The sequence below is a fragment of the Microcystis sp. BLCC-F209 genome, from assembly GCF_041928595.1.
In the GTDB taxonomy this organism is placed as follows: Bacteria; Cyanobacteriota; Cyanobacteriia; order Cyanobacteriales; family Microcystaceae; genus Microcystis.
Window position 1 is genome coordinate 16,079 of record NZ_JBHFLL010000305.1, and the last position, 22,756, is coordinate 38,834.

A 22,756-nucleotide genomic window follows, 5' to 3' on the forward strand; every position below is an offset into this window, starting at 1 on the left:
TACAGAAATCATCAATTAACCTGACAACAACCCGGTCTGGTCGCCGTTATCAAAATCACAGAACCTTGTCCGACCCCTCTAGATGAGCCTGTTATTGGAGCTTAAGTTTTCTCCCTGTAAGGATTCTAACCTACTGTAGTTTTTGTTTAAGTGCCGTCAGGAGCGACAGGGTGGCCACTTTGTCAACCGGTCAAGGGTAAAAAAATGAGATCACATCTTTCCCTAAGCAATTAAATCGTGTATAATGGCAAAAGAATAGCAGGGCTATATACGTCATCAAACTGTGTAGTCAACCTATAAGGTGTGAGGAAAAAACCATCATGTTAAGAATGTTCTGGAAATCATTGCTGGTTAGCCCAGCGATTTTGGGAGCTACTCTGGTAGCTTCAGCTAATGCTAGTAGCTTCGATCCCGTCAAATCTACCAGTGTTTCTACCGAATTTAACAATCTAGAAATCGCTCAAGTTCAGGACAACGGTGCAGGAACTGGCGAACTACTCAATCAGATCGAACAGTACGGTAATGAAGGTCAGGTTGCACCCGTACAGGGCAACAGCATCGATCAAGTCACCAGCGTTAACCAACTGCGGGATGTTTCCCCCACCGCTTGGGCCTATGAAGCCCTAAGAAGCCTTGTGGAGCGCTATGGTTGTATTGTCGGTTATCCCGATCGCACCTTCCGCGGCGACCGAGCTTTAACCCGTTGGGAATTTGCGGCTGGTTTAAACGCTTGCTTAAACGTGATGGAACGTTTAATTCAAGATGGTGTCAACGTCCTCAAAGAAGACTTAGATGCCCTCAAGCGCTTGATGGATGAGTTCCAGGCCGAATTAGCGGCCTTGGGAGCTAGAGTTGATAACTTAGAAAGCCGGGTGTCTTTCCTCGAAAATAACCAATTCTCCACCACCACCAAATTAGCTGGGGAAGTTATTTTCGCTGTCACCGATACGGTCGGTGCCGGTAGCCCCGCCTCCCAGGCCGCCATGCAGTACCGCGCTCGTTTAGTTTTAAACACGAGCTTCACCGGTCAGGACGTGTTGAAAACTCGTTTAGCGGCGGGTAGTGCCACTCCCTTTGGATTTGATTACAAATCGACCACCACACTACAAAATGGTGATCCCGCTTCCGTCAGATTCGATAATCTGCAAAGCCCCTCCCTTTATCAAACTTGGACTGCTGCGGGTAACGGTAGCGATGTGGTTCTCGACTGGTTGGCCTACTATACTCCCATTGACTTAGGTTATTTTGGTCGCTTCAATACCTACGTCGCCGCTTGGGGCGGTATTTGGAATGACTTCGTTCCCACCACTAACCCCTTCTTTGAAGACTTCGACGGTGGTAATGGTGCGCTATCTACCTTCGCTTCCGAAAACCCCATCTACCGTATCGGTGGTGGTTCTGGGGCTGGTGTTAGCCTACAGTTAGGCTTCCTCCAAAGCATTGTCGGCCCGACTTCTCTATCTTTGGGTTACTTAGCTGGTGGTGGCTCTAGCTCTGCGGCCAATCCTAACCCGGGTAATGGTCTCTTTAACGGAGATTACGCCGCTTTAGCACAGATTAACGCTAACCTCTTTAACTTCCTCAACGTCGGCTTCACCTACGTTAACGCTTACCAAGGTGCCGATACCGCCATCTTCGGTAACGGTGGTTCTCGTGGTGTGACGGGAACTTCCGCCGCTAACCTTTCCCAAACTCAGTTAAATACCCTGCTCAACGTCAACGGCAACGATCCTGGAGACGTAACCCTACAGGATGAAGTCGGTTTCTTCAACTTCGGAGCCAAAGTATCCAATAGCTACGGTTTAACCGGTGCAGTGGATATTGGTTTCGCCAGCTTGAGTGCCTTCGGTTCCTACTCCACCGTGCGCTTACTCGGTCTCGGTGATGCGGAAGTGTGGACCTACGGTGCTGGTATTGCCTTCCCCGACTTGGGTAAAGAAGGAAATATCTTAGGTCTATTTGCTGGTGCGCAGCCCTACATCGGTCACTTAAGCTTCCGAGACATGGGGCTAAAAGTATCTAACATCGTTCCCTACCACGTTGAATTGTTCTACAAGTACCAAGTCACCGACAATATTTCTATCACCCCCGGTGTCATCTGGATTTCTGCACCTGAACAGTTCAAAGGCACTGGTAACGAGTGGATTGGGACCCTTCGCGGCACCTTTACCTTCTAGGATTTCCTAAATTAAACCCGAAACCCCACCATCGGTGGGGTTTTGTTTTAGGGAAATAAACGCTGGTATTCTATCTGGATACAAGCATCCATAATCACATTTAAACCTGCCTCGATCGCTTTTTTTTCCGCAACTGGGTGATAAATTTTCAATTGTGTCCAAAGAGTAGCAGCCTGAATAGCAATAGCTGACTCGACAATTTCGGGTAGATAATCAGGATGACGAAAAACGTTAACAATATCCACGGGTTCGGGGATAGCCTCTAGAGAAGGATAGCAACTTTGACCATCAATTTGCTTGACCATCGGATTGACCGGATAGACTCGATAACCCACCGCTTGCAGGAATTTGGCTACCTGATAGCTGGCGCGGCTCGATTTCTCAGAATGCCCGACCACTGCGATAATTTTACTATTGCTGAAGATGGTTTTGAGCGCACCATCGTCTCCTTTAATATTTGGCATTGTCCCACCTATCTTAGAACAGAGTTTCGTTTCCCATAAAAATGAAGTGTAACCTAATTTGGCATCGACTTTTGACTCCAGCTTTAGCCACTCTGAATAACTGGCAGCGATGTATAACTTTTTTACCAGAAAAACAGTTATTACAAATCCCAATCAATCCCTCGGTATCTGTAGGAAAATTTACCCGATGGTTGCCCCTAAATCCTCTGACTTGAGTTAGTACAAAACCTCATGAATTATCTTAGTATTATCATTCCGACTCTTAATGAGGAGTTAAGAATTGCAGCAACGTTAAAACAGATAGGTGAAGGAGTAGAAATTATTGTTGTCGATGGGGGAAGTACAGATAAAACCAGAGAAATAGCCGAACAATTGGGAGCAAAGGTAATTATTTCTCCTAGTAAAGGTCGTGCATTTCAGATGAATTTAGGAGCCAAAATAGCGAAAGGAGATATTTTGTTATTTCTGCACGGAGATACTTTACTTCCCCATGAATTTCAAGAACAAATTATCAATACTTTATCCCAATCTGGGATAGTAGCGGGGGCCTTTAAATTAAAAATTGATGGAGAAGAAAAAACCCTGCGTTTAGTGGAAAAATTAGTTAATTGGCGTTCTCGCTGGCTTTCCCTTCCCTACGGAGATCAAGGAATATTTTTAAAAGCCTCAATCTTTGCCGATTTGGGCGGTTTTCCTGAGTTGCCAATTATGGAAGATTTTGAATTAATACAAAGATTGAAAAAAAGGGGTAAAATAGCCATAGTTGCTGCTCCGGTGATTACCTCGGCAAGACGTTGGCAAAAATTAGGAGTTGGCAAAACTACTTTAGTTAATCAATTAGTTATTATTGGTTATTATCTAAAAATTCCGCCGCGCTTGTTGAAAAGTTTTTATCGTTTATGGGAATAAAGGCTTGCTGAAAAAGTATTTGAGGTCATTGTGTAATGTGGGGGCGCAACGCTTGCGCCCATAATGTGACATTGTGAACATTTTTCAGCCAATATCCAAGAGAGCCAAACACAATTATACAATCGAAGAAACCCTACCAAAGAAGAGGTTTCCATGTCGCAAACATTAACAAAAATAATCAAGAATGCGGGGGGGGGTAAGCATTACTTATTGGGAGCAGGCAGTACCAGTCTTTTGAAAAATACAATCATATAATCGGGGAAACCATACCAAAGAAGAGGTTTCCATGGCGCAAACATTAACAAAAATAATCAAAAGTGCGGGGGGGGGTAAGCATTGCTTATTGGTAGCGGGGGCAACTCTAGCCATCCTAGCTCCCTCCCAAGCCGCCCAAGCTAGTGTTATCTTTAGCCAAGCTGCTAACTTCCCTGCTGGCAACGCCGTCGCGTCCCAGAATGATACTAATGGTTTCGGTAACTTTGCCACTGTTTACGACAACTTTGGTTTCTCCAGTGACAATTTAGTTGATGGCATCAACTGGGTGGGGGCTTATTTTAATCCCTCAACAGCAGCACCCATCTCCTCCTTTGCCATCTCTATTTTCGGTAATAACGCTGGTCAACCCGGTTCTTTGCTTTTCTCCGAAACGATAACGGGGAATGCGGGGGAAACTTTGATCGGCACAGACAACAATGGCTTTCCCACCTATAGTTATAGTGCGAACTTGACCAATACTTTCCTCGCCCAAGCGGGTGCAACCTATTGGCTGGCGATTGTTCCTAGTCTTGGTTTTCCGCCCCAGTGGGGATGGTACACCAGCAGTGAGGGCGATGGTGTTGGTTATCAAGACTTTTTGGGGACCCCCAGTCAACTTGGAACGGATTTTGCCTTTGGTCTGACCGGCGAACGGGTTCCCGAACCTTCGGCAATTTTAGGATTATTAGGATTAGGACTTTTGGGCATCGGTTCTCAAGTCAAACAAAAACGATAAATTGACAAGTGTGGGGATGGGATTTTTTCCATCCCCACTTGAGGAAAAACGCGCTCTAGAAACCTTCCAAATTTAACTCTTAATTTTAGGTAAACAAATTTTTTTAAATTCCCTGGCAATTACTCAAAAAATTTGACATCTTATAGCGGACAGGTAAAAATTAAAACTTTTCTTTGCCAAGGCACCGATCGATAGGATAATTGATCATCGGAACATCTGCTCTGAGAATATGTCTCTTGATCGCCGTCAATTTCTTTATCTTTTAGGTGCCACCCTTGGCACAGCCACTCTTGCCGGTTTTAACCGTGCCGCTTTTGCCGCTACCGGTCCCTATAGTCTTATCGCCCTACCCTATAGCTATGATGCCCTAGAACCTTATATCGATAAGGAAACGATGCAATTTCATCACGATAAACACCATGCAGCCTACGTTAATAATCTCAACACGGCAGTGGCAAAATATCCAGAATTGCAGAAAAAAACAGTAGTAGAATTAATTAAAAATCTTGACTCTTTACCCGCCGATCTTCGCATCACTATCCGCAATAATGGCGGCGGCGATCTTAATCATACGATGTTTTGGCAGATTATGTCCCCCGATGGCGGTGGCGAACCAACAGGAGAAATAGGAGCGGCAATAATCGCTAAATTTGGCAGTTTCGAGGAATTTAAAAACGCTTTCAACCAAGCTGGTACTAAACTTTTTGGTAGTGGTTGGACATGGTTGGTTTTAAATAAGTCAGGAAAACTAGAAATTACCAGCACTGCTAACCAAGATAGCCCGCTAATGAAGGGATTACAGCCAATTATGGGCAATGATGTCTGGGAACACGCCTATTACTTAAAATATCGTAATCAACGGGCTGAGTATTTAAAACAGTGGTGGAATGTGGTTAACTGGGAGGAGGTAAATCGCCGCTATCTTCAGGCAAAAGCTTAACGATGACAACTTTTACGGTAACAGTTCCCGCTACCACTGCTAATATTGGGCCCGGCTTCGATTGTCTCGGAGCGGCCTTAACCCTATATAATCAGTTTACTTTTACCCTGCTGCCGGCAACGACAGCTAACCCTGTCAGCATTAGTGTCAAGGGAAATGAATCAGCTAAAGTTAGCCAAGGGGCTGATAATTTAATCTATACTTCTTTTTTGCAAGTTTATCAAAAAATAGGACAGAATCCGCCCCCTATCGCCATCGAGATCGGTTTAGGGGTTCCTCTGGCTAGAGGTTTAGGTAGTTCTGCCACTGCTATTATCGGTGGGTTATTGGCCGCCAATCAATGCGCCGGAAATCCTTTATCTATGGGGGAAATCGAAGCATTAGCGATCGCATTGGAGGGCCATCCAGATAATGTGGTGCCAGCTTTGCGGGGCAACTGTCAGCTATCGGCAGGTGATAGCACAAATTGGGCTATTTGTCAAGTATTTTGGCAAAAAAATCTCATTCCCGTCTTGGCGATTCCCGATTTTGAACTGGCTACGGAAAAAGCTAGGGCGGTTTTACCAGAAAAAATTAGCCGTCAGGAGGCTATTTTCAATATTTCCCGCTTGGGTTTATTATTGCGGGGATTGGAGACGGGTAACGGCGATTGGCTGAGAATTGCCCTAGAGGATAAACTGCATCAACCCTATCGCCAATCTTTGATCCCGGGTTACGAAAAGGTGAAAAAAGCCGCCATTAATGGGGGTGCTTACGGGATGGTAATTAGTGGCGCAGGTCCGAGCCTATTGGCTTTAACTAACCCCGACAATGCCCAAAAAACAGCCACAGAGATGACCAATGCTTGGGAGGAAGTGGGGATTAACTCCAGCACCAAAATTTTGGCTTTAGATACCCTAGGGGCGCGGGTAAACTGTTATGAATTATAAATTATGAATTATGAATTATGAAGTGGGGTGTGGGAATTATGAATTATGAATTATGAATTGGGGAGGTGGGGAAGTGGGGAAGTGGGGAGAAAAAAGCTGCCTCCTGCCTCCTGACTCCTGACTCCTGACTCCTGACTCCTATCTCCTGACTCCTGACTCCTAACTCCTAACGCCACCAACAAACTTTTTCAGCAAACCCTAATTATTAAGAAAATGACGCAAATTACCGTTATTGGTGCAGGGATTGGCGGACTAACGGCGGCGGCATTATTGGCGCGTCGAGGTTATCAAGTCACAGTATATGATCAGGCGGTTGTCCCCGGAGGTTGTGCCTCGACTTTTTCCCGTCGGGGTTTTACATTTGACGTGGGGGCAACTCAAGTGGCAGGATTAGAAGTAGGGGGCATTCATCAGCGCATTTTTGCCGAATTAGGGATAGATTTACCCGATTCTGTCCCCTGCGATCCTGCCTGTGCCGTTTTTCTGCCGGGGGAAACCACTCCGATAAATGTCTGGCGCGATCGGCACAAGTGGCAAGAGGAAAGACAAAAACAATTTCCGGGCAGCGAACCTTTTTGGCAATTATTACAAAAACTCTTTCAAGCAAGTTGGCGTTTTCAAAGTCGCGATCCAGTTTTACCCCCGCGCAACTGGTGGGATTTAGGGCAATTAATCGCCGCTTTGCGTTTAGATACTGCCATTACCTTCCCCTTTACTTTGATGACTGTGGGAGATGCTCTGCGATTATACGGCTTAGAGAGGGATAAACGCCTAAAAACCTTCCTTGATCTTCAGTTAAAGCTTTATTCCCAAGTTACTGCCGATGAAACCGCTTTACTTTATGCCGCCACCGCTTTGGCAGTTTCTCAGTCTCCCCAAGGCTTATCCCACCTTCAGGGTAGTATGCAGGTATTAAGCGATCGCCTAGTAGCAGCTTTGGAAAAATACGGCGGTAAATTGCAAATGCGCCACACAGTAGAAAAAATACTGACAGAAAAGGGAAAAGCCACGGGAATTATCGTCAGAAATCAAAAAAATGGTCAAATATATCCAGAAATGGCCGATGAGATTGTGGCTAATATCCCGATCCAAAATTTACCACAATTAATCGATCGCGAAGCCATTCCCAGTCTTTATCACCGGAGAATCGAAAAACTTCCCCCCGCGTCCGCTGCTTTTGTGGTTTACTTAGGAGTCGATCGCGCTGCTATTCCCCCCGATTGTCCCCCCCATTTGCAATTCCTCTACGATTACGATGGCATAATCGGCGAAAATAACTCTTTGTTTGTTTCCGTGAGTAAAGAAGGGGATGGCCGCGCCCCAGAGGGAAAAGCGACGATTATTGCTTCTTCCTTCACCGATACCAGTCTTTGGTGGCGAAAAGGAGAAGATAATTATCAGCAATTAAAAGCAGCATACACCCAAGAGGCGATCGAGCGTCTCGGTAATTATTTCCATCTTAATCCTGATCACATCGTTCATATCGAATCAGCTACACCTCGCACTTTTGAACGGTTTACGGGGCGAAATCAGGGCATTGTCGGCGGTATTGGTCAAAGACTGTCCACTTTTGGCCCTTTTGGCGTAGCGACGCGCACTCCGATCCCCCATCTTTGGTTAGTGGGAGATTCCACCCATCCGGGAGAAGGCACTGCCGGAGTCAGCTATTCGGCACTAACGGTAGTTAGACAGATTGAGAATCAATTATTAGCTTCTAGTTAGCCGTAATTATGAATTATGAATTATGAATTATGAATTGGGAAGAATAAATAAAAGCAATCTTCTGAATACTGAATACTGAATACTGAATACTGATAACTGTTAACTTACCCACTGATAACTGATAACTGATAACTGATAACTGTTATAAAGCGCCGGCTGCCGTGCGATCGAGTATTCCCGATCCTAGATGAGAGGTAATATTAATTGCTTGCAGGACCGGTTGAGAGTCAAATCCTTTGGGATAATCGATCACACTAACCGCGCCATTTCCCTGTTTAATATTCCAGAAATTGGCGGGTTTTAAACCCAATAAATAACAAAGAATCACCTTATTAATGGCATCGTGAGCTACTACCATAATTGTCTTAGGACTATCGCTATTACTATAGGTTTTAACGATTTGCTGCCAACAAGCGATCGCTCGATCCCAAACTTCCTGTAAATTCTCCCCTTCCGGCATTTGCACGGTTTCTGGGGCATTTTTCCAGTCTTCTAACATCCCGGGGAAACTCGCTTCAATTTCCTCCTCTAATTTACCTTCCCAAAGTCCGTGACAGATTTCTGTCAGATCTACTTGGGTATCTAAGGTGACATTGGGGTGATATTGCAGGATAATTTGGGCAGTTTCCTTGGGACGGGATAAAGGACTGGTGACAGCGTGATCGATCGCCGTTTCTCGCAGAAATTCGGCGGCTTTCTCAGCTTGAGCTTTGCCATTATCATTGAGAGGAATATCGCGCACACCTTGAAAACGTTTATCCCGATTCCATTGGGTTTCTCCGTGACGCACCAGTAGCAGCCTAGAACCTTGGAAAGGAGGACGCGGTGGGGGTAAAGCTATCCCTAAGTGTGCCGTTTGATTGAGGGATTCCACCTGAACAGGATCACCAAAATTACCCGTAAAATTGAGAACATTAACGCAACAGTTAGATTGTTGGAGGGAATGGTATAAGGAAACCGGAATACCGATGGCACTGAGGATTAAACAGCGATTAATGCCGTTATGGGCAACAATGAGGATAGTTTGTCCCTCGTGTTGGGGAATAATTTCTCGCCAAAAATCTTGGGCTTGTTGATAGAGGGAGAGAACGGGATAATGTTCTTGACCATCGGGCAGTATCATCTTAAATTCGTGAGGTTTTTGGTGCCAATCCCGATATTCTTGCGGGTATTGAGCTTTTACCTCCTCTTTGACCATATTTTCCCAGATAGGCAGATCGATTTCTAGTAACTGCGAAGTGGGTTGAATGACGGGAGAGTTATTTAAACGAGACTGAATCACCTCAGCAGTAGATTTGGCTCTTTGGAGAGGACTACAGTAAAAAGCGGCGATATCGATTTGACTGAGGGCATTTCCCACTTTTTCCGCGTCCAGATGCCCTTTTTCCGTCAAAACCGAGCCATCACTGCGACCTTGTATTTTCTGCTGTGCGTTATAACTGCTTTGTCCATGACGAACAATAATCACACGGGTAGCCAAGCGGTTCAGTCTCCTTAACTAAAAGTCTCAATATCAGATTACAGGCGATCGGGATCGGAGTACAAATCAGTGATCAGTGATCAGTAATCAGTGATCAGTAATCAGTGGATATCGGCGAGCATTTGTACTAAAATTTCGCCTACAGTTTCAAGGCAGCAGAGCATATCAAAACTTCCTGACATAACAATCTCTTTGGGATCAAGGGTTTGGCGGTTTTGTCAACAAATCCTGACAATGTACTTGGTCAAAATCGGAATCTTGCTGTTTAATAGGTATTTATAACAAGCGATTCCCTTGATCCCCATCGAGTGGATCTCTCGTTCACAAAGCAATCGATGAGTAGTTGAAGGATTACCCAGATCACTGCTTTTGCAAATGCTCAAAAACATTTGCCGTCGTAACTAATCGGAGAGTGTCAACTCATGGTTCCAGAATACCCACCCTTAGATGAGATGACCTTGCGGCAACTACGACGAGTTGCCAGTCAATACAGCATCTCTCGTTACAGTCGGATGCGGAAAACGCAGTTAATCGAGGCAATTACCCAAGCTATGGGAGTAAGCGGCAATTTTAAATCTATTATTAAAGAGGAAAAACCAGTGGAAGCAGCAAAATTTGAATTAGGTCAAGCTCACCCGATCGAAGATATCCTAGGTTCAGTGGATGATGGTTTAGGAGATCTGCCCGGTGGCTACGGTGAAAATCGCATTACCCTCCTACCGCGCGATCCTCAGTGGGCCTATGCTTACTGGGATATCCCCAACGAATCGAAAGAAGATTTGCGTCGTCAAGGGGGACAACAATTAGCCCTGCGTCTTTATGATGTCACCGATATCGATCTCAATAGCCAAGGCGCCCACAGTGTCCAAGAATATCTCTGTGATGAATTGGCCCGGGAATGGTATTTACCGATTCCAGTCAGCGATCGAGATTATGTTATCGATATCGGTTATCGTTGTGCTGATGGTCGTTGGTTAGTTTTGGCCCGTTCTCCTTTAGTGCGGATTCCTCCCGTCTATCCTTCCGACTGGATTGAAGATATTTTTGTCACCGTTAACTGGGAAGAAGAACTGGTGGGTAAAACTGTTTACGAACTCGTTCCCCCCAGCAAACGCTACGGCAGCAGCGCCGGAACCACGGGAACTAGCCCCATCTACGACCAAATTTTCGAGAGTGTCGGCGATATCGAGGCCCTACGGGTGGCCGGTTCCTTGTTTGGTTCCATGCAGCACGTCGCTGGTTCCGTACCGATGTCGGAAGTGATCAGTTCTTATGTATTCCCCTCTGGGGTTGGTATGTGGGCAGTTCCCACGGTATCGGGACTAACCGCTTCCGGTATCGGGATGACTGCTTCTGGTATCGGTATGGGTGCTTCGGAAACCCTACAACGTCCGCGCAAATTCTGGTTAGTTGCCGATGCAGAATTAATCGTCTATGGTGCCACCGAACCGGATGCCACTGTAACTATCGGTGGTCGTCCGATCAAACTCAATCCCGATGGCACTTTCCGCTATCAGATGTCCTTCCAAGACGGTTTAATCGATTATCCGATTATGGCCGTAGCCGCCGATGGTGAACAAAATCGTTCTATCCACATGAAATTCACCAGGGAAACCCCCTCTCGCAATACCAACACTAAAGATGAGGCGGTTCTAGAATGGTTGTTCTAGATTGCGTTTTCTAACGTTACTAAAGCCAACCTAATTACTTCCCCCTAACTGAGATTTAGTTAGGGGATTTTTTTTGGAGGTTGCTTGCCGCTATCAACTTCTATTCCCAAATCTGACAGCTTAAATCGCCCGATTTTTGGGAAAGACGCAGATTTTCACCGTAATCGACGGGAACATCGATCACCGCAGGGACATCTTGCCGGAAAGCCTCCTCTAGTATCGGGATCAAATCCTGAGTAGATTCCACCCGATAGCCTTTTAATCCCATACTTTCGGCAAATTTAACAAAATCGGGATTACCAAACTTAATAAAAGAAGAGGTGCCAAAATGGTTGAACTGCTTCCATTCGATTAAACCGTAACCGCCATCATTAAAGATGAGAGTGACGAAGGGAGTTCCCACCCGCAAAGCTGTCTCCAATTCCTGACAATTCATCATAAAACCGCCGTCTCCCGTCACCGCCACAACGCGCTTATCGGGATGAACTAACTTAGCGGCGATTGCACCAGGGATAGCAATACCCATAGCGGCGAAACCGTTAGAAATAATACAAGTATTAGGACAATCGGAGTGATAATGGCGCGCCATCCACATTTTATGAGCGCCCACGTCACAAATAGCGATATCTTCCGGTCCCATTACCTGACGCAGATCGTAGATCAATTTTTGTGGCTTGATCGGAAAACCCGTATCATTGGCATAGGTTTCGTAATCGGCCCGAATTTCCGTCTTTAATGCTGCGGTGACAGGAGTTGGTTTATTCTGGCGATCAGCCCGTTTGAGGATATCGATGAGAGAATCGGTGATATCACCCACCACTTCCACCACCGGGGCATAACTGCTGTCAATTTCCGCCGGAGTCATGCCGATGTGAATAATCGGTAATTTCCCGTCTGGATTCCATTTTTTCGGGGAATACTCGATTAAATCGTAACCAACAGCAATAATTAAATCACTGCGATCAAAGGCACAACTAATCAAATCCCGTTGCTGTAATCCTACCGCCCAAAGAGCCAGAGGATGGGTATAGGGAATCACCCCCTTACCCATAAAAGTGTTAGCCACAGGGATATTCAAGGCCGTGGCGAATTCCGTTAAAGCCTCACTAGCATTAGCGCGAATTGCCCCATTTCCCGCCAAAATCAAGGGATTTTTCGCTTTAGAAATCACTGCCGCCGCCATATTCAAAGTCCGGTAGGAAGCGTAAACTTTTTCCTGACTATCGAGAGGCAAGGGATGACCATCAGCAGCCATAGCGGCGATATTTTCGGGAAGATCGATATGAACTGCCCCGGGTTTCTCACTTTGGGCGGTTTTAAAGGCTCTCCGTACCACTTCCGGGGTGATACCCGGCCGGACGATCTGTTTATTCCATTTCGTCACCGGGGCGAACATGGCCACCAGATCCAGGTATTGATGGGATTCAATGTGCATCCGATCGGTTCCCACCTGGCCGGTGATGGCCACCAAGGGCGCCCCATCGAGGTTAGCATCGGCTACCCCTGTCATCAGGTTAGTCGCCCCCGGTCCTAAGGTGGAGAGACAAACCCCCGCTTTTCCCGTCAAGCGTCCATAGACATCGGCCATAAAAGCGGCCCCCTGTTCGTGACGGGTGGTGATAAATTTGATCGAGGAGTTTTTCAGGGCTTCCAAAACATCGAGGTTTTCTTCCCCGGGTAGCCCAAAAATATACTCGACCCCTTCATTCTCTAGACATTTAACTAGAAGTTCGGCTGTGTTTAATTCCCCCATAATTCCCTCCTGTAGAACTTACTTCATCAGTGAAGTCTCCAGAGATAGTTCATCCCGGCGGATTGAGGTTGTTGCGCTCAACTCGTCGGGATGATATCAGTAGACTATATGTACCAATGTAGCTGAATAAAATTTTGTTTAAGTCTATCCATATATCATTGTGACTTAGATCTTGACCCTTGGCAGATTATTTATTAGCACAATGGGGGGATTTTTTTTTAGGCCGTTAATTCTTCGGCAGCGTGGGCCAGTTGGGCGGCGACTTTGGCTAAATAGGGACGACTTAACCACCAGATAAAGGGGGACAGCCAACCGCGCAGGGTGACAGAATAGGAAATATAACTACCACAGAGGGTTGATTCTACTTGGTAGGTCATTTTTTGTTCCATACCGGGGATAGCGAGAACTCTGAGGCTGAGGAGTTCCCCGGGGCGGACATTTTCCACGAAAACCCGGATAGGAATGGGAGTCAGACGGGTGACAGCTTGATAGATTAACCCTGGTTTAGCGATTAAACCCAAGGGAACATCAGCCTTGGCAATCAAAGGATGCCAAGAGACATCGGCCACATTGATTAATTTTTGCCAGAGGACATCGACGGGGGCGCTACTGACCACCCGATAGGTTTTGTAGAGTGAAAACTTACAGAATAGTCTGCCTTTGGCCGCTACAATCCTTAAGGAAAAATTGAGAATCACCGATTGCCTCCCGCAAAAATAATCTAGGGAATTTTCTATTGTAAAAAATAAATGGCTTCCCTGGACTGTGCGCTTTTGATAATTTTAAGATCCGGACGTAAGCTATGATCAGCCGTCGGCAGTCCGCAATCAACTTTTTTCTCCCCCCCCGATACTTTTTCCAGCTAATTAGTAAATATGAACTACTAAATTTATTGGTCACGACTACTTAGGGTCTGCTGAAAAAGTTTTTCGGTGGTGGCAAGGTGTGGCCCCCCTGCCCCCGACATCGGGGGCAGGGGTGGGTGGGGTTTTACCCATTTTCAGGGGGTCAATTACCTAATTTTTAGGGAAAAAGTCCCTGAATTTTCCCCCCAATCACTCCAATGGTCGGCACTTTTTGAGGGAAAAAAAGCCTAAAGATATTATCCAAGAAGGTTTTTAGATTTATTCAGCCAACCCTACTTAATTCTTATGGCAAACTGTTAACTGTTACCGTTGAATGGGACAAGACTGTGGATATTCGCTTAATCGTTGTCGATGTGGATGGAACGATCGCCGGTGATAACAATCAGGTTAATCCGGCTGTGGTGCAAGCTGTCTCGGCCGTCCAAAAAAAGGGGATTCCCGTCGCTATTGGCACTGGCAGGATGTACCGCTCGGCTTTACGTTTTCATCAACGCCTTAAATCGACTTTACCTTTAATTGCTTACAATGGCGCTTGGATTCAAGATCCTGTTTCCCAAGTTCACCATCGACATACCCCCATTTCCCCTGACTTGGCGATCGATCTTTTAGATTATCTCGAACAACCCCAATGGAAGGAGAAAATCTCCCTTAATTTTTATATGGACGATGTGCTTTATGTGCGGCAATTAAACGCGGAAACGGAATTCTATCGCCAGCGATCGGGTATTGTTGCCGAAGCAGTGGGAGATTTACGCAAAGTTGCCCACAAAACCACTAAAATCCTGGCCATGGGGGAAGATAAGCAATTTATCGCCGAGATTTGGCAGCATTTACAGCAACGCTATCAAAATCAAGATTTATACTTTACCCAATCGAGTCCGACTTTTTTTGAAGTTACCCACGTTGAGGCTACCAAGGGAAGCGCTACCCAATTTTTGGCCGAAGATATCCTAGGATTACAACCGCAAAACGTCATGGCGATCGGTGATAATTTTAATGATGTTTCTATGCTCACCTATGCGGGTGTCGGTGTCGCCATGGGTAATGCTCCCCAAGCTGTTAAGGATCAAGCCGATTGGGTTGCCCCCAGTGTAGACTTAAATGGGGTAGCCGCGGCCTTGGAAAAGTTTGTTTTGATTTGAGGAATGGGGGAATGGGGAAGTGGGGAAATGGGGGAATGGGAAATTTCAACTAAAACCCCAACACCCTAAAACCCCGAAACCAAAAAACCAACAGCCTTTTTACCGAGAAAATTATGACCATTAATACGCAAACTGTTACGATTTCTAACAAAGATATTGACATAGATGCCTATTTAGCCATTCCCGATCGAGTGGGAATTTATCCAGCAATTATCGTGATTCAGGAAATATTCGGCGTAAACGACCATATTCGCCATGTCACCCGCAGAATTGCTCAAGAAGGCTATATAGCGATCGCTCCTGCCATTTATCAGCGATTTGCTCCCGGTTTTGAAACGGGGTACAGTATGGCAGATATCGAAATCGGTCGTCAGTACAAGGAACAAACCAAAGCAGCCGAATTACTCAGCGATATCCAGGCCACCATCGATTATCTTTACAGTTTGCCACAGGTGCAAAAAACTGGTGTCGGCACGATCGGTTTTTGTTTTGGTGGTCATGTGGTTTATCTTGTCTCCACTCTAGAGGATATCAAAGTTACTGCCTCTTTTTACGGTGCAGGAATCACCACGGGAACCCCTGGGGGTGGCCAAGCGACAGTGAAGGTGACTCCCCAAATCAAAGGGACAATCTACGCATTTTTCGGGATGTTAGATGCCAGTATTCCTCAAAAGCAAGTGGATGAGATAGAACAGGCATTAACCCGTTATCAGATTCCTCATCGAGTTTTCCGCTATGAAAATACCGACCATGGCTTTTTCTGCGACCAAAGAGCTAGTTATAATGCTAAGGCGGCCAAATCTGCCTGGGATCATGTGCTAGAGTTATTTAGCCTTCTTAAATCTTAATGGTCTGACCCCTCAAGCTTCAGCTTACACTGGAAGCAGTTCGAAATCACATTTGTAACCATTCTATTTATCATGACACCGAACCCTGCCTTTTCCATGGACGATTTTGCCAAAGCTCTTGATCAATACGATTATCAATTTGAAAAAGGGCAAATCGTGCGAGGGAGAGTCGATCAACACACCTCCGATGGAGCATATATCGATATTGGCGGCAAATCCTCCGCTTTTATTTCTTTAAGGGAAATTTCCCTGGAAAATGTCACTTCCATTGCCGAAGCTTTACCCATAGGTGCAGAATTCGATTTTCTAATTACCCGTGGACAGGATGCGGAAGGACAAGTTACCCTTTCTCTGCGGCAATTATTACTACAAAAAGCTTGGGAAAATGTCAGGGAAATCTCTGAAAGTGGCAAGTCGGTGCAGCTGCGCGTCACGGGGGTGAATAAGGGAGGAGTGACGGGGGAAGTGGAGGGATTAAAAGGATTTATCCCTCGCTCCCATTTAATCGAAAAAAATGATTTAGATTCCCTGATCGGACAACTTTTAACCGCAACTTTTATTCAAATCGATCAAGAAAATAATAAGTTAGTTTTGTCTCAGCGAGAAATTGCTCGCGCTAACGCTATCAGTCAGTTAGCTGTGGGTAAATTATTAAGTGGCACTGTGGTTAAATTACAACCCTACGGTGTTTTTGTCGATTGCGGTGGAGTGACGGGATTACTCCATGCTAAACAGGTGACGGGGGCCTCTTTTAATTCTCCTATGACTTTCTTTAAAGTTGGTCAGGCAATTCAAGTGGTAGTCGCAGAAATTGACGAATATAAAAATCGCATTTCCCTATCTACAAAAATCCTGGAAGCGCACCCCGGCGAAATTCTCGAAAACTTTGCAGAAGTCATGGAAACAGCAGCAGAAAGATTACAACAAGCTCAGGGAAAAACAATGGACAGTTAAATCAGTTATCAGTTATCAGTTATCAGTTATCAGATGTGAGTTTTAAGTGGACAGTCTTAAGTAGGAAATTGCCGTTTTCTTTTCGCTGATTGCTGTTTTTTACTTTTTCCTTGATCAAGATGTTTCAAGAAAAGATGTTTCAAGATCGGATAGCAATTTTAGGGACTATGCACGGAAAAGAGCGGGTAATTGCACCGATTTTAGCGCAAGAAATAGGCCTTAAGGTGATTGTACCTGATAATTTTGATACCGATCGCTTTGGCACTTTTACCCGGGACATTAAGCGCATCGGGACACAAATTGAAACCGCTCGCAGGAAGGCACAACAAGCGATCGAGCTTTCGGGATACGATATTGGAATTGCTAGTGAGGGTAGTTTTTATCCCTATCCCAACTTGCCGCTAGTTTCCTGTAATCGTGAATTGATTTTATTGCTCGATCGAGTCCATAATCTAGAAATAATTGCTCAAGCAATAGTCACGGAAACTAATCACGCTCACCAAACTGTCACTAATCTAGCAGCTGCTTTAGAATTTGCCGAAAAAATAGGGTTTCCTAGTCATGGTTTAGTGGTGATGTTTGATAAAAATTCTCTCGACTCTGAGCATATTTTTAAGGGAATTACTGACCAGAAAAATTTCGTTAAAATTGTTCAAGATATTCTTGACAAAAACGGTAAAGTACACCTAGAAACCGATATGCGCGCTATGCACAATCCCACGCGGATGAAAGCGATTGCAGCTGCAACAGCAAATCTGGTTCAAAAACTCAATCAATTATGTCCTAATTGTGGTTGTCCGGGGTTTGATATTATCGAAAGAAAAGCGGGTTTACCCTGTGGTTTATGTCACTTTCCCACCTCTTTAATTAAACTGGAACTATACGGTTGTCAAAGGTGTGATTATCGAGAGGAAAAACTCTTTCCCAACGGTGAAAAAACCGCCGATCCGATGTATTGTGAATATTGTAATCCCTAAAGATAGCTTTTCTATGGAAAGAATTCTAGAACCAGAAGTGATGGATGATCGGGAAGAAGCGATCGAATATGATGCCATGGACTTCACGGAAGTTAATACTAATTTTGCTAAAGAAGCCGTACAATTGGCTGGCATTAATGCTAGGGTGTTAGATGTAGGAACTGGTACCGCACGCATTCCGATTATGCTCAGTCAACTACGTCCCCAATGGCAAATTATCGCTATTGATCTGGCCGATTCTATGTTAGAAATTGGTCAAAAAAATATCCTTAATGCTAACTGTCAAGAACAGATCAAATTGGAGAAAGTTGATGGAAAAAATCTTCCCTACCAATCCGAGCAATTTGATTTAGTTATTTCTAATAGTTTAATCCATCATCTCGAAAATCCTCTGCCTTTTTTACGGGAAATTAAGCGAGTTTTAAAACCCAATGGTGGCATTTTTTTAAGAGATTTATTCCGTCCCGATTCCGAGGAAATAATCCAGGGGATGGTGAGGGAAATCGGTCCCAATTTTTCTCTGCGACAAGCGCAACTATTTAAAGATTCTCTCCATGCCGCTTTTAACCTAGCAGAAATCGCCGATTTAATCCAGCAATCTGGATTAAAAAATGTTAAAATTTATCAGTCTTCCGAACGTCATTGGACAGCTATAAAAACCAGTAAAAATTAATCACTAAATCAGGTAAAATTAAGTTATGAAAGTTGGAATTTTGGGAACGGGATTAATGGGAACGCCAATGGTAGAAAGATTATTAAATCAGAAAATTCCTGTTATTGCCTATAATCGCACCTTAGAAAAATTAGCACCTTTACAGCAGTTAGGAGCCAAAACAGTTAGCTCTCCTGAACAAGTAATTCAAGAGGCAGATTGTCTGATTTTAATGTTAACCAATGCCGCCGCTATCCAAGAGGTTTTAGGATTAAATTCCGAGCAATCTAACTTCAATAATCGTACTATTATCCAGATGGGAACCATTGCTCCTTCTGAAAGTAAACAACTGCGAGATCAAATTGTGGCTAAAGGGGGAGAATATCTAGAAGCACCCGTGTTAGGAAGTATTCCCGAAGCTAAAAATGGCACTCTCTTAGTTATGGTGGGAGCAACGGAGAAACAGTTCCATCAATGGTCAAATTTATTAGCACATTTTGGTCAAGAACCGATGTTAATCGGGGAAGTGGGAACCGCTGCGGCGTTAAAATTAGCTTTAAATCAATTAATTGCCTCTCTAACCAGTACTTTTGCTTTGAGTTTAGCTTTTTTATCCCAGCAAGGAGTAGATTTAGAAAAGTTCATGACTATCCTGCGTCAAAGTGCCTTATATGCGCCTACTTTTGACAAAAAATTAACCAGAATGTTAGAGAAAAATTATGCTAACCCTAACTTTCCCACTAAACATTTACTCAAAGATGTTAATCTCTTTTTAGAGGAATCGGAGAAGTTAGATTTAACCACTTTTCCCCTAACAGGAGTAGAGCGTCTTCTGGAAAAAGCTTTAGCAATGGGATTAGCAGAGCAAGATTATTCAGCTTTATACGAGGCGCTGAAAAAAGAATTATAAACCGCTTACCCACATCAAAAAGACTCTCTTTGGTTTGTGTAGTCGGACAACTGATAGAAGAAAAACCGATAAAAGGCTTTAAATTTTCCTTAAGCTTTGTTGAGGTGGCCGGAAGAGGGGGTTAGAGTAAAAAGTGATGGAATTTTGGGCATATTCTCCTATGACGCTGACTGAATTTGGATTATTAGCGGGTTTACTTGTCCCCGGTATCCTGCTCTCGATTTTGGTGATGGTGAGTTTTGCCAAAGGGGGTTAAAAACTGATAGAGACACCGATGAAAGTGTCTCTGTCTTGGCTGAAGATTAATCTATTTTTGGTTTTTTGCCCAATTTAATTGATTCTGTAGCTAACAAAATTGATTCTAAATGATGGCGCTTCTCCACTTGACCGAGGAAATAACCCGTCATCATCGCTGAAGCGAGAAGATTCGCCAAATTCTCGCGGTCGGTGGTAATTTGTACTGCAAAATCCTCTGAGGGCAACACTCCCACCAATCCCCTGACATTTTGCGAGATAATATCTTTAATTTCGCTACTGACCGATTGGGCGATTCTCTCAAGGGTTTCAGGGTGCTGCTGCTGGAGATACTGCATCAGACCGTTATCATTTTGTTCTTCGGTTTCCCAGGGAAAAAAATCAGGATTAAAAGTCATCAGAACTCCCACGCTGTAGTGGTTATTAGATTTAGGTTAACAAATCGCTCTTCTTGATTGCCCGAAGTCCCCCCATCTTTTTCAAGTTTAGCTCAGTGATCGGAAACATTCACCCCTAATATACCCTCTCCCCTTATTCCTGATCGGTAGCTTCCAGAATACCCTGTTCCCTAAGATTGTCAACCTCGAAATATTGATGAAATTTATCGGTTACTTCTAACCAGTACGATCTACCCTCATTTTGCTTGCGTTTTCTCACAAATCCTCGTTCTACCAAGTCCTGAACCTGTTGATAGGCTGTACTGCCCCGTAAATTAATTAAATCCGCTTGCAAAATCGGTTCTTTGAGCGCAATCGCTGCTAAAGTGCGGAGAGTTCCTGTACCTAATTCGGCCGGGATCAGGTCTTCGATCAAATTCTGATAAGCTGACCGCAATTGTAAACTATAACCGAGGGGGGTTTCCACCACTTCCAAGGCACTATCCCGGTGAGCATAATCGGACATTAACTCGATCATGGCATCTTCTACCGTCAAGCGATCGCTGTTGGTCAACGTCACCATCTCGGTTAAGGGGACAGGCTGCCCTTTTAGGTAAAGTATCGCTTCTAGACGGGTAGCTAGTCTGATCTCCTGGTGGGCTTCCGCGCTCAATCTCGACTACCTAAGTTTAGACAATGATTTAATATTCTACTAGAAGACGAACGAGAAAATTATGGAAACTTTTTGGAGTCAGGTTTTAGACTTTTGTTATCAGGCTACCGGCCAGGTGAGCGATCGCCTACTAGCTGATTTTGGCAAATTACAGGCCACCAATAAAGCAGACGGGACTTTAGTGACGGCTGCCGACCGTTGGTCTGATGGCGAATTGCGATCGCTAATTGCTGGCACTTTCCGGGATCATGGAGTCCTAACCGAGGAAACTACCCATATTTTCCCGGATCAAGAATGGTGTTGGGTAGTGGATCCGATCGACGGCACGACTAATTTTACTCGCGGTATTCCCATCTGGGGCATTTCCCTAGGACTTCTCTACCGGGGGACTCCCGTGTTCGGATTTGTTTATCTCCCCTGCCTAAAACAGGCCTATTATGGCTATTGGTACGGTGAGACGGGTTTAACCGGTCCGCTAGGGGCCTACCGCGACGGTCAACCGATTCACACCAGCGACGATTTTCCCAGCAAAAATCATCTGTTCAATCTCTGCGCTCGCAGTACAGATATATTAAAAAATCCCTTTCCCTGCAAAGTGCGGATGATAGGAGTGGCTAGTTATAATCTGCTTTTGGTTGCCGATGGCACGGTGTTGGGAGGAGTGGAAGCAACCCCAAAAGTCTGGGATATTGCGGCGGTTTGGGCAATTCTACAGGCCGCTGGCGGAGTATTTATCTCTTTAGGAGAAAAGATTTTTCCCTTGCAGGTGGGGGAAAATTATAGTGATCGCTCCTATCCCTGTTTAGCCGTAGCTCGATCGAATTTAGCGCCGGTTTTCTTGCCTCTGGTCGGTTTTCTCAAGGATGTTGCTTGAATGGAAAATTGCTCAGGTTAGAATAGCTGCATTTATTGGTTTTATCTCTATTTAGGGCTTGCTGAATAATGGTAAAACCCTTGTGGGTTAAGACTTTGAGAGTTTTTGTAAATCAAAAAGTACCAGATATGGGAGTGATCGGGGGGAAATTTAGGCACTTTTTGCCTGAAAATTAGGTAATTGACCCCCTAAAAATCGCTAAAACCCTACACCCCACACCCTACACCCCACACCCTGCCCCCACGAATTTATTTCATGAGTTTTGATACTTCCTCTCTCAGCGAACGCAACGATAAAGCCGAAGTCTATCAGCCAGTAATTATTCGCCTCGAAAATGTATCTAAAATCTACGGCAGTGGCGAAACCATGGTTAAAGCCCTTAATAACGTCAATTTAAGCCTAAAAAAAGGTGAATATTGCGCTATTATGGGGGCATCGGGTTCGGGAAAATCCACGGCCATGAATATTATCGGCTGTCTTGATCGTCCCACCTCGGGAGCTTATTATCTAGAAAATCTCGACGTTTCTACGCTGCCGGATGGGGATTTAGCTCAGATTCGCAATCGTAAAATCGGCTTTGTTTTCCAGCAATTCCATCTTTTACCCCAGATGAGTGCGCTGGAAAATGTCATGTTACCAATGATTTATGGTGGGGTTCCTCCCCAGGAAAGAAAGGAAAGAGCGATCGCTGCTTTAACGAAGGTAAAATTAGATAATCGACTGCACAATAAACCCAATCAATTATCGGGGGGACAACAGCAGCGCGTTGCTATTGCTAGGGCAATTGTCAATCAACCCATATTATTACTTGCTGATGAACCGACGGGGGCGCTAGACTCGAAAACTACCCAAGAGGTGATGGCTATTTTCTCGGAATTGAATAACAGTGGCATTACTATCGTCATGGTAACTCACGAGGCTGATGTGGCGCGTCACTCTCAGCGCATTATCTGGTTTAAGGATGGTGAAGTGGTTTATCCTAATCTCGCACCGACGGATTTACACGAGGTGATTGGGTAGGGTAGGGATTTTTCAGTTATCAGTGAAAAGAAAAGGCTCTCCCAGCTTTGGTGGGTAAAATGTATTCTAAGATACATTTCTCAAGAGCGAGGGGGTGGAACGAACCACAAAGACACAAAGGACACAAAGATCGATCGATCCTATGTCAATTAAACTTATCACACAGAACCTAG

The 22,756-nt window shown here is 44.8% G+C and carries 21 protein-coding genes; 15 read left to right on the forward strand and 6 right to left on the reverse strand.

What is annotated here, in order from left to right:
• The first annotated feature begins 320 nt into the window (after positions 1 to 320).
• Complete coding sequence (locus ACE1AQ_RS19945; protein WP_110543895.1) at positions 321 to 2,177, forward strand: iron uptake porin; 1,857 nt, start codon at positions 321 to 323, stop codon at positions 2,175 to 2,177.
• Positions 2,178 to 2,224: 47 nt separating this feature from the next.
• Here ACE1AQ_RS19945 and ACE1AQ_RS19950 read toward each other — a convergent pair whose 3' ends face one another.
• A complete protein-coding gene (locus ACE1AQ_RS19950; RefSeq protein ID WP_008201483.1) occupies positions 2,225 to 2,641 on the reverse strand; it encodes a CoA-binding protein in 417 nt (138 codons plus the stop codon).
• 231 nt (positions 2,642 to 2,872) lie between these two features.
• Between ACE1AQ_RS19950 and ACE1AQ_RS19955 the strand changes: the two genes are divergently transcribed.
• The 5 genes from ACE1AQ_RS19955 to crtD all read left to right on the forward strand — a co-directional run bounded on the left by ACE1AQ_RS19955 (position 2,873) and on the right by crtD (position 8,132).
• A complete protein-coding gene (locus ACE1AQ_RS19955; protein ID WP_110543893.1) occupies positions 2,873 to 3,550 on the forward strand; it encodes a TIGR04283 family arsenosugar biosynthesis glycosyltransferase in 678 nt (225 codons plus the stop codon).
• Between the two features lie 286 nt (positions 3,551 to 3,836).
• On the forward strand, positions 3,837 to 4,541 hold the full coding sequence (locus ACE1AQ_RS19960; RefSeq protein WP_253257683.1) for a PEP-CTERM sorting domain-containing protein: 705 nt from the start codon (positions 3,837 to 3,839) through the stop codon (positions 4,539 to 4,541).
• A gap of 229 nt (positions 4,542 to 4,770) precedes the next feature.
• A complete protein-coding gene (locus tag ACE1AQ_RS19965; protein ID WP_110543891.1) occupies positions 4,771 to 5,481 on the forward strand; it encodes a superoxide dismutase in 711 nt (236 codons plus the stop codon).
• Between the two features lie 2 nt (positions 5,482 to 5,483).
• Positions 5,484 to 6,410, forward strand: a complete 927-nt coding sequence (gene thrB / locus ACE1AQ_RS19970) for a homoserine kinase (protein ID WP_110543888.1) — start codon at positions 5,484 to 5,486, stop codon at positions 6,408 to 6,410.
• A gap of 213 nt (positions 6,411 to 6,623) precedes the next feature.
• The gene (crtD, locus tag ACE1AQ_RS19975; RefSeq protein ID WP_106908138.1) at positions 6,624 to 8,132 is read left to right on the forward strand and encodes a C-3',4' desaturase CrtD; all 1,509 of its coding nucleotides are present in this window, start codon (positions 6,624 to 6,626) and stop codon (positions 8,130 to 8,132) included.
• Positions 8,133 to 8,274: 142 nt separating this feature from the next.
• Here the strand turns inward: crtD and ACE1AQ_RS19980 are convergent, their stop codons facing one another.
• Positions 8,275 to 9,612, reverse strand: coding sequence for a histidine phosphatase family protein (locus ACE1AQ_RS19980; protein ID WP_008201494.1), 1,338 nt, complete (start codon positions 9,610 to 9,612; stop codon positions 8,275 to 8,277).
• Between the two features lie 422 nt (positions 9,613 to 10,034).
• Here ACE1AQ_RS19980 and ACE1AQ_RS19985 point away from each other — a divergent pair, with 422 nt between their 5' ends.
• Positions 10,035 to 11,282 (forward strand): DUF4912 domain-containing protein, encoded by a 1,248-nt coding sequence (locus ACE1AQ_RS19985; RefSeq protein WP_110543886.1) that lies wholly within the window; start codon positions 10,035 to 10,037, stop codon positions 11,280 to 11,282.
• A 100-nt stretch (positions 11,283 to 11,382) separates the two neighbouring features.
• On the opposite strand, the gene ACE1AQ_RS19990 is transcribed toward ACE1AQ_RS19985, so the two are convergent.
• Together ACE1AQ_RS19990 and ACE1AQ_RS19995 are read right to left on the reverse strand one after the other, a co-directional pair.
• A complete protein-coding gene (locus tag ACE1AQ_RS19990) occupies positions 11,383 to 13,035 on the reverse strand; it encodes an acetolactate synthase large subunit (RefSeq protein ID WP_008201498.1) in 1,653 nt (550 codons plus the stop codon).
• 218 nt (positions 13,036 to 13,253) lie between these two features.
• Positions 13,254 to 13,733, reverse strand: a complete 480-nt coding sequence (locus tag ACE1AQ_RS19995; RefSeq protein WP_002782775.1) for a hypothetical protein — start codon at positions 13,731 to 13,733, stop codon at positions 13,254 to 13,256.
• 494 nt (positions 13,734 to 14,227) lie between these two features.
• On the opposite strand from ACE1AQ_RS19995, the gene ACE1AQ_RS20000 reads away from it, so the two are divergent.
• The 6 genes from ACE1AQ_RS20000 to ACE1AQ_RS20025 all read left to right on the forward strand — a co-directional run bounded on the left by ACE1AQ_RS20000 (position 14,228) and on the right by ACE1AQ_RS20025 (position 19,384).
• Positions 14,228 to 15,043 (forward strand): Cof-type HAD-IIB family hydrolase, encoded by an 816-nt coding sequence (locus tag ACE1AQ_RS20000; protein ID WP_110543883.1) that lies wholly within the window; start codon positions 14,228 to 14,230, stop codon positions 15,041 to 15,043.
• Positions 15,044 to 15,156: 113 nt separating this feature from the next.
• Positions 15,157 to 15,891, forward strand: coding sequence for a dienelactone hydrolase family protein (locus ACE1AQ_RS20005; RefSeq protein WP_008201504.1), 735 nt, complete (start codon positions 15,157 to 15,159; stop codon positions 15,889 to 15,891).
• Positions 15,892 to 15,987: 96 nt separating this feature from the next.
• Positions 15,988 to 16,845 carry a S1 RNA-binding domain-containing protein gene (locus ACE1AQ_RS20010; protein WP_008201506.1) on the forward strand — a complete coding sequence of 286 codons (858 nt, stop codon included), beginning with the start codon at positions 15,988 to 15,990 and terminating at the stop codon, positions 16,843 to 16,845.
• Positions 16,846 to 16,964: 119 nt separating this feature from the next.
• Entirely contained in the window at positions 16,965 to 17,822 is an 858-nt protein-coding gene (locus tag ACE1AQ_RS20015) for a DUF6671 family protein (RefSeq protein WP_110543879.1), read from the forward strand.
• Between the two features lie 13 nt (positions 17,823 to 17,835).
• Positions 17,836 to 18,495, forward strand: a complete 660-nt coding sequence (locus ACE1AQ_RS20020; protein WP_008201510.1) for a class I SAM-dependent methyltransferase — start codon at positions 17,836 to 17,838, stop codon at positions 18,493 to 18,495.
• 25 nt (positions 18,496 to 18,520) lie between these two features.
• Complete coding sequence (locus tag ACE1AQ_RS20025; protein ID WP_106908133.1) at positions 18,521 to 19,384, forward strand: NAD(P)-dependent oxidoreductase; 864 nt, start codon at positions 18,521 to 18,523, stop codon at positions 19,382 to 19,384.
• Between the two features lie 302 nt (positions 19,385 to 19,686).
• On the opposite strand, the gene ACE1AQ_RS20030 is transcribed toward ACE1AQ_RS20025, so the two are convergent.
• Both ACE1AQ_RS20030 and scpB read right to left on the reverse strand, forming a co-directional pair.
• A complete protein-coding gene (locus tag ACE1AQ_RS20030) occupies positions 19,687 to 20,037 on the reverse strand; it encodes a DUF760 domain-containing protein (RefSeq protein WP_008201515.1) in 351 nt (116 codons plus the stop codon).
• Between the two features lie 133 nt (positions 20,038 to 20,170).
• Positions 20,171 to 20,689, reverse strand: a complete 519-nt coding sequence (scpB, locus tag ACE1AQ_RS20035) for an SMC-Scp complex subunit ScpB (protein ID WP_002737651.1) — start codon at positions 20,687 to 20,689, stop codon at positions 20,171 to 20,173.
• A gap of 61 nt (positions 20,690 to 20,750) precedes the next feature.
• Between scpB and ACE1AQ_RS20040 the strand changes: the two genes are divergently transcribed.
• The gene (locus ACE1AQ_RS20040) at positions 20,751 to 21,563 is read left to right on the forward strand and encodes an inositol monophosphatase family protein (RefSeq protein WP_008201519.1); all 813 of its coding nucleotides are present in this window, start codon (positions 20,751 to 20,753) and stop codon (positions 21,561 to 21,563) included.
• Between the two features lie 255 nt (positions 21,564 to 21,818).
• Positions 21,819 to 22,583: an ABC transporter ATP-binding protein gene (locus tag ACE1AQ_RS20045; RefSeq protein ID WP_008201521.1), complete on the forward strand. Its 765-nt coding sequence runs from the start codon at positions 21,819 to 21,821 to the stop codon at positions 22,581 to 22,583.
• Positions 22,584 to 22,756 lie beyond the last annotated feature (173 nt).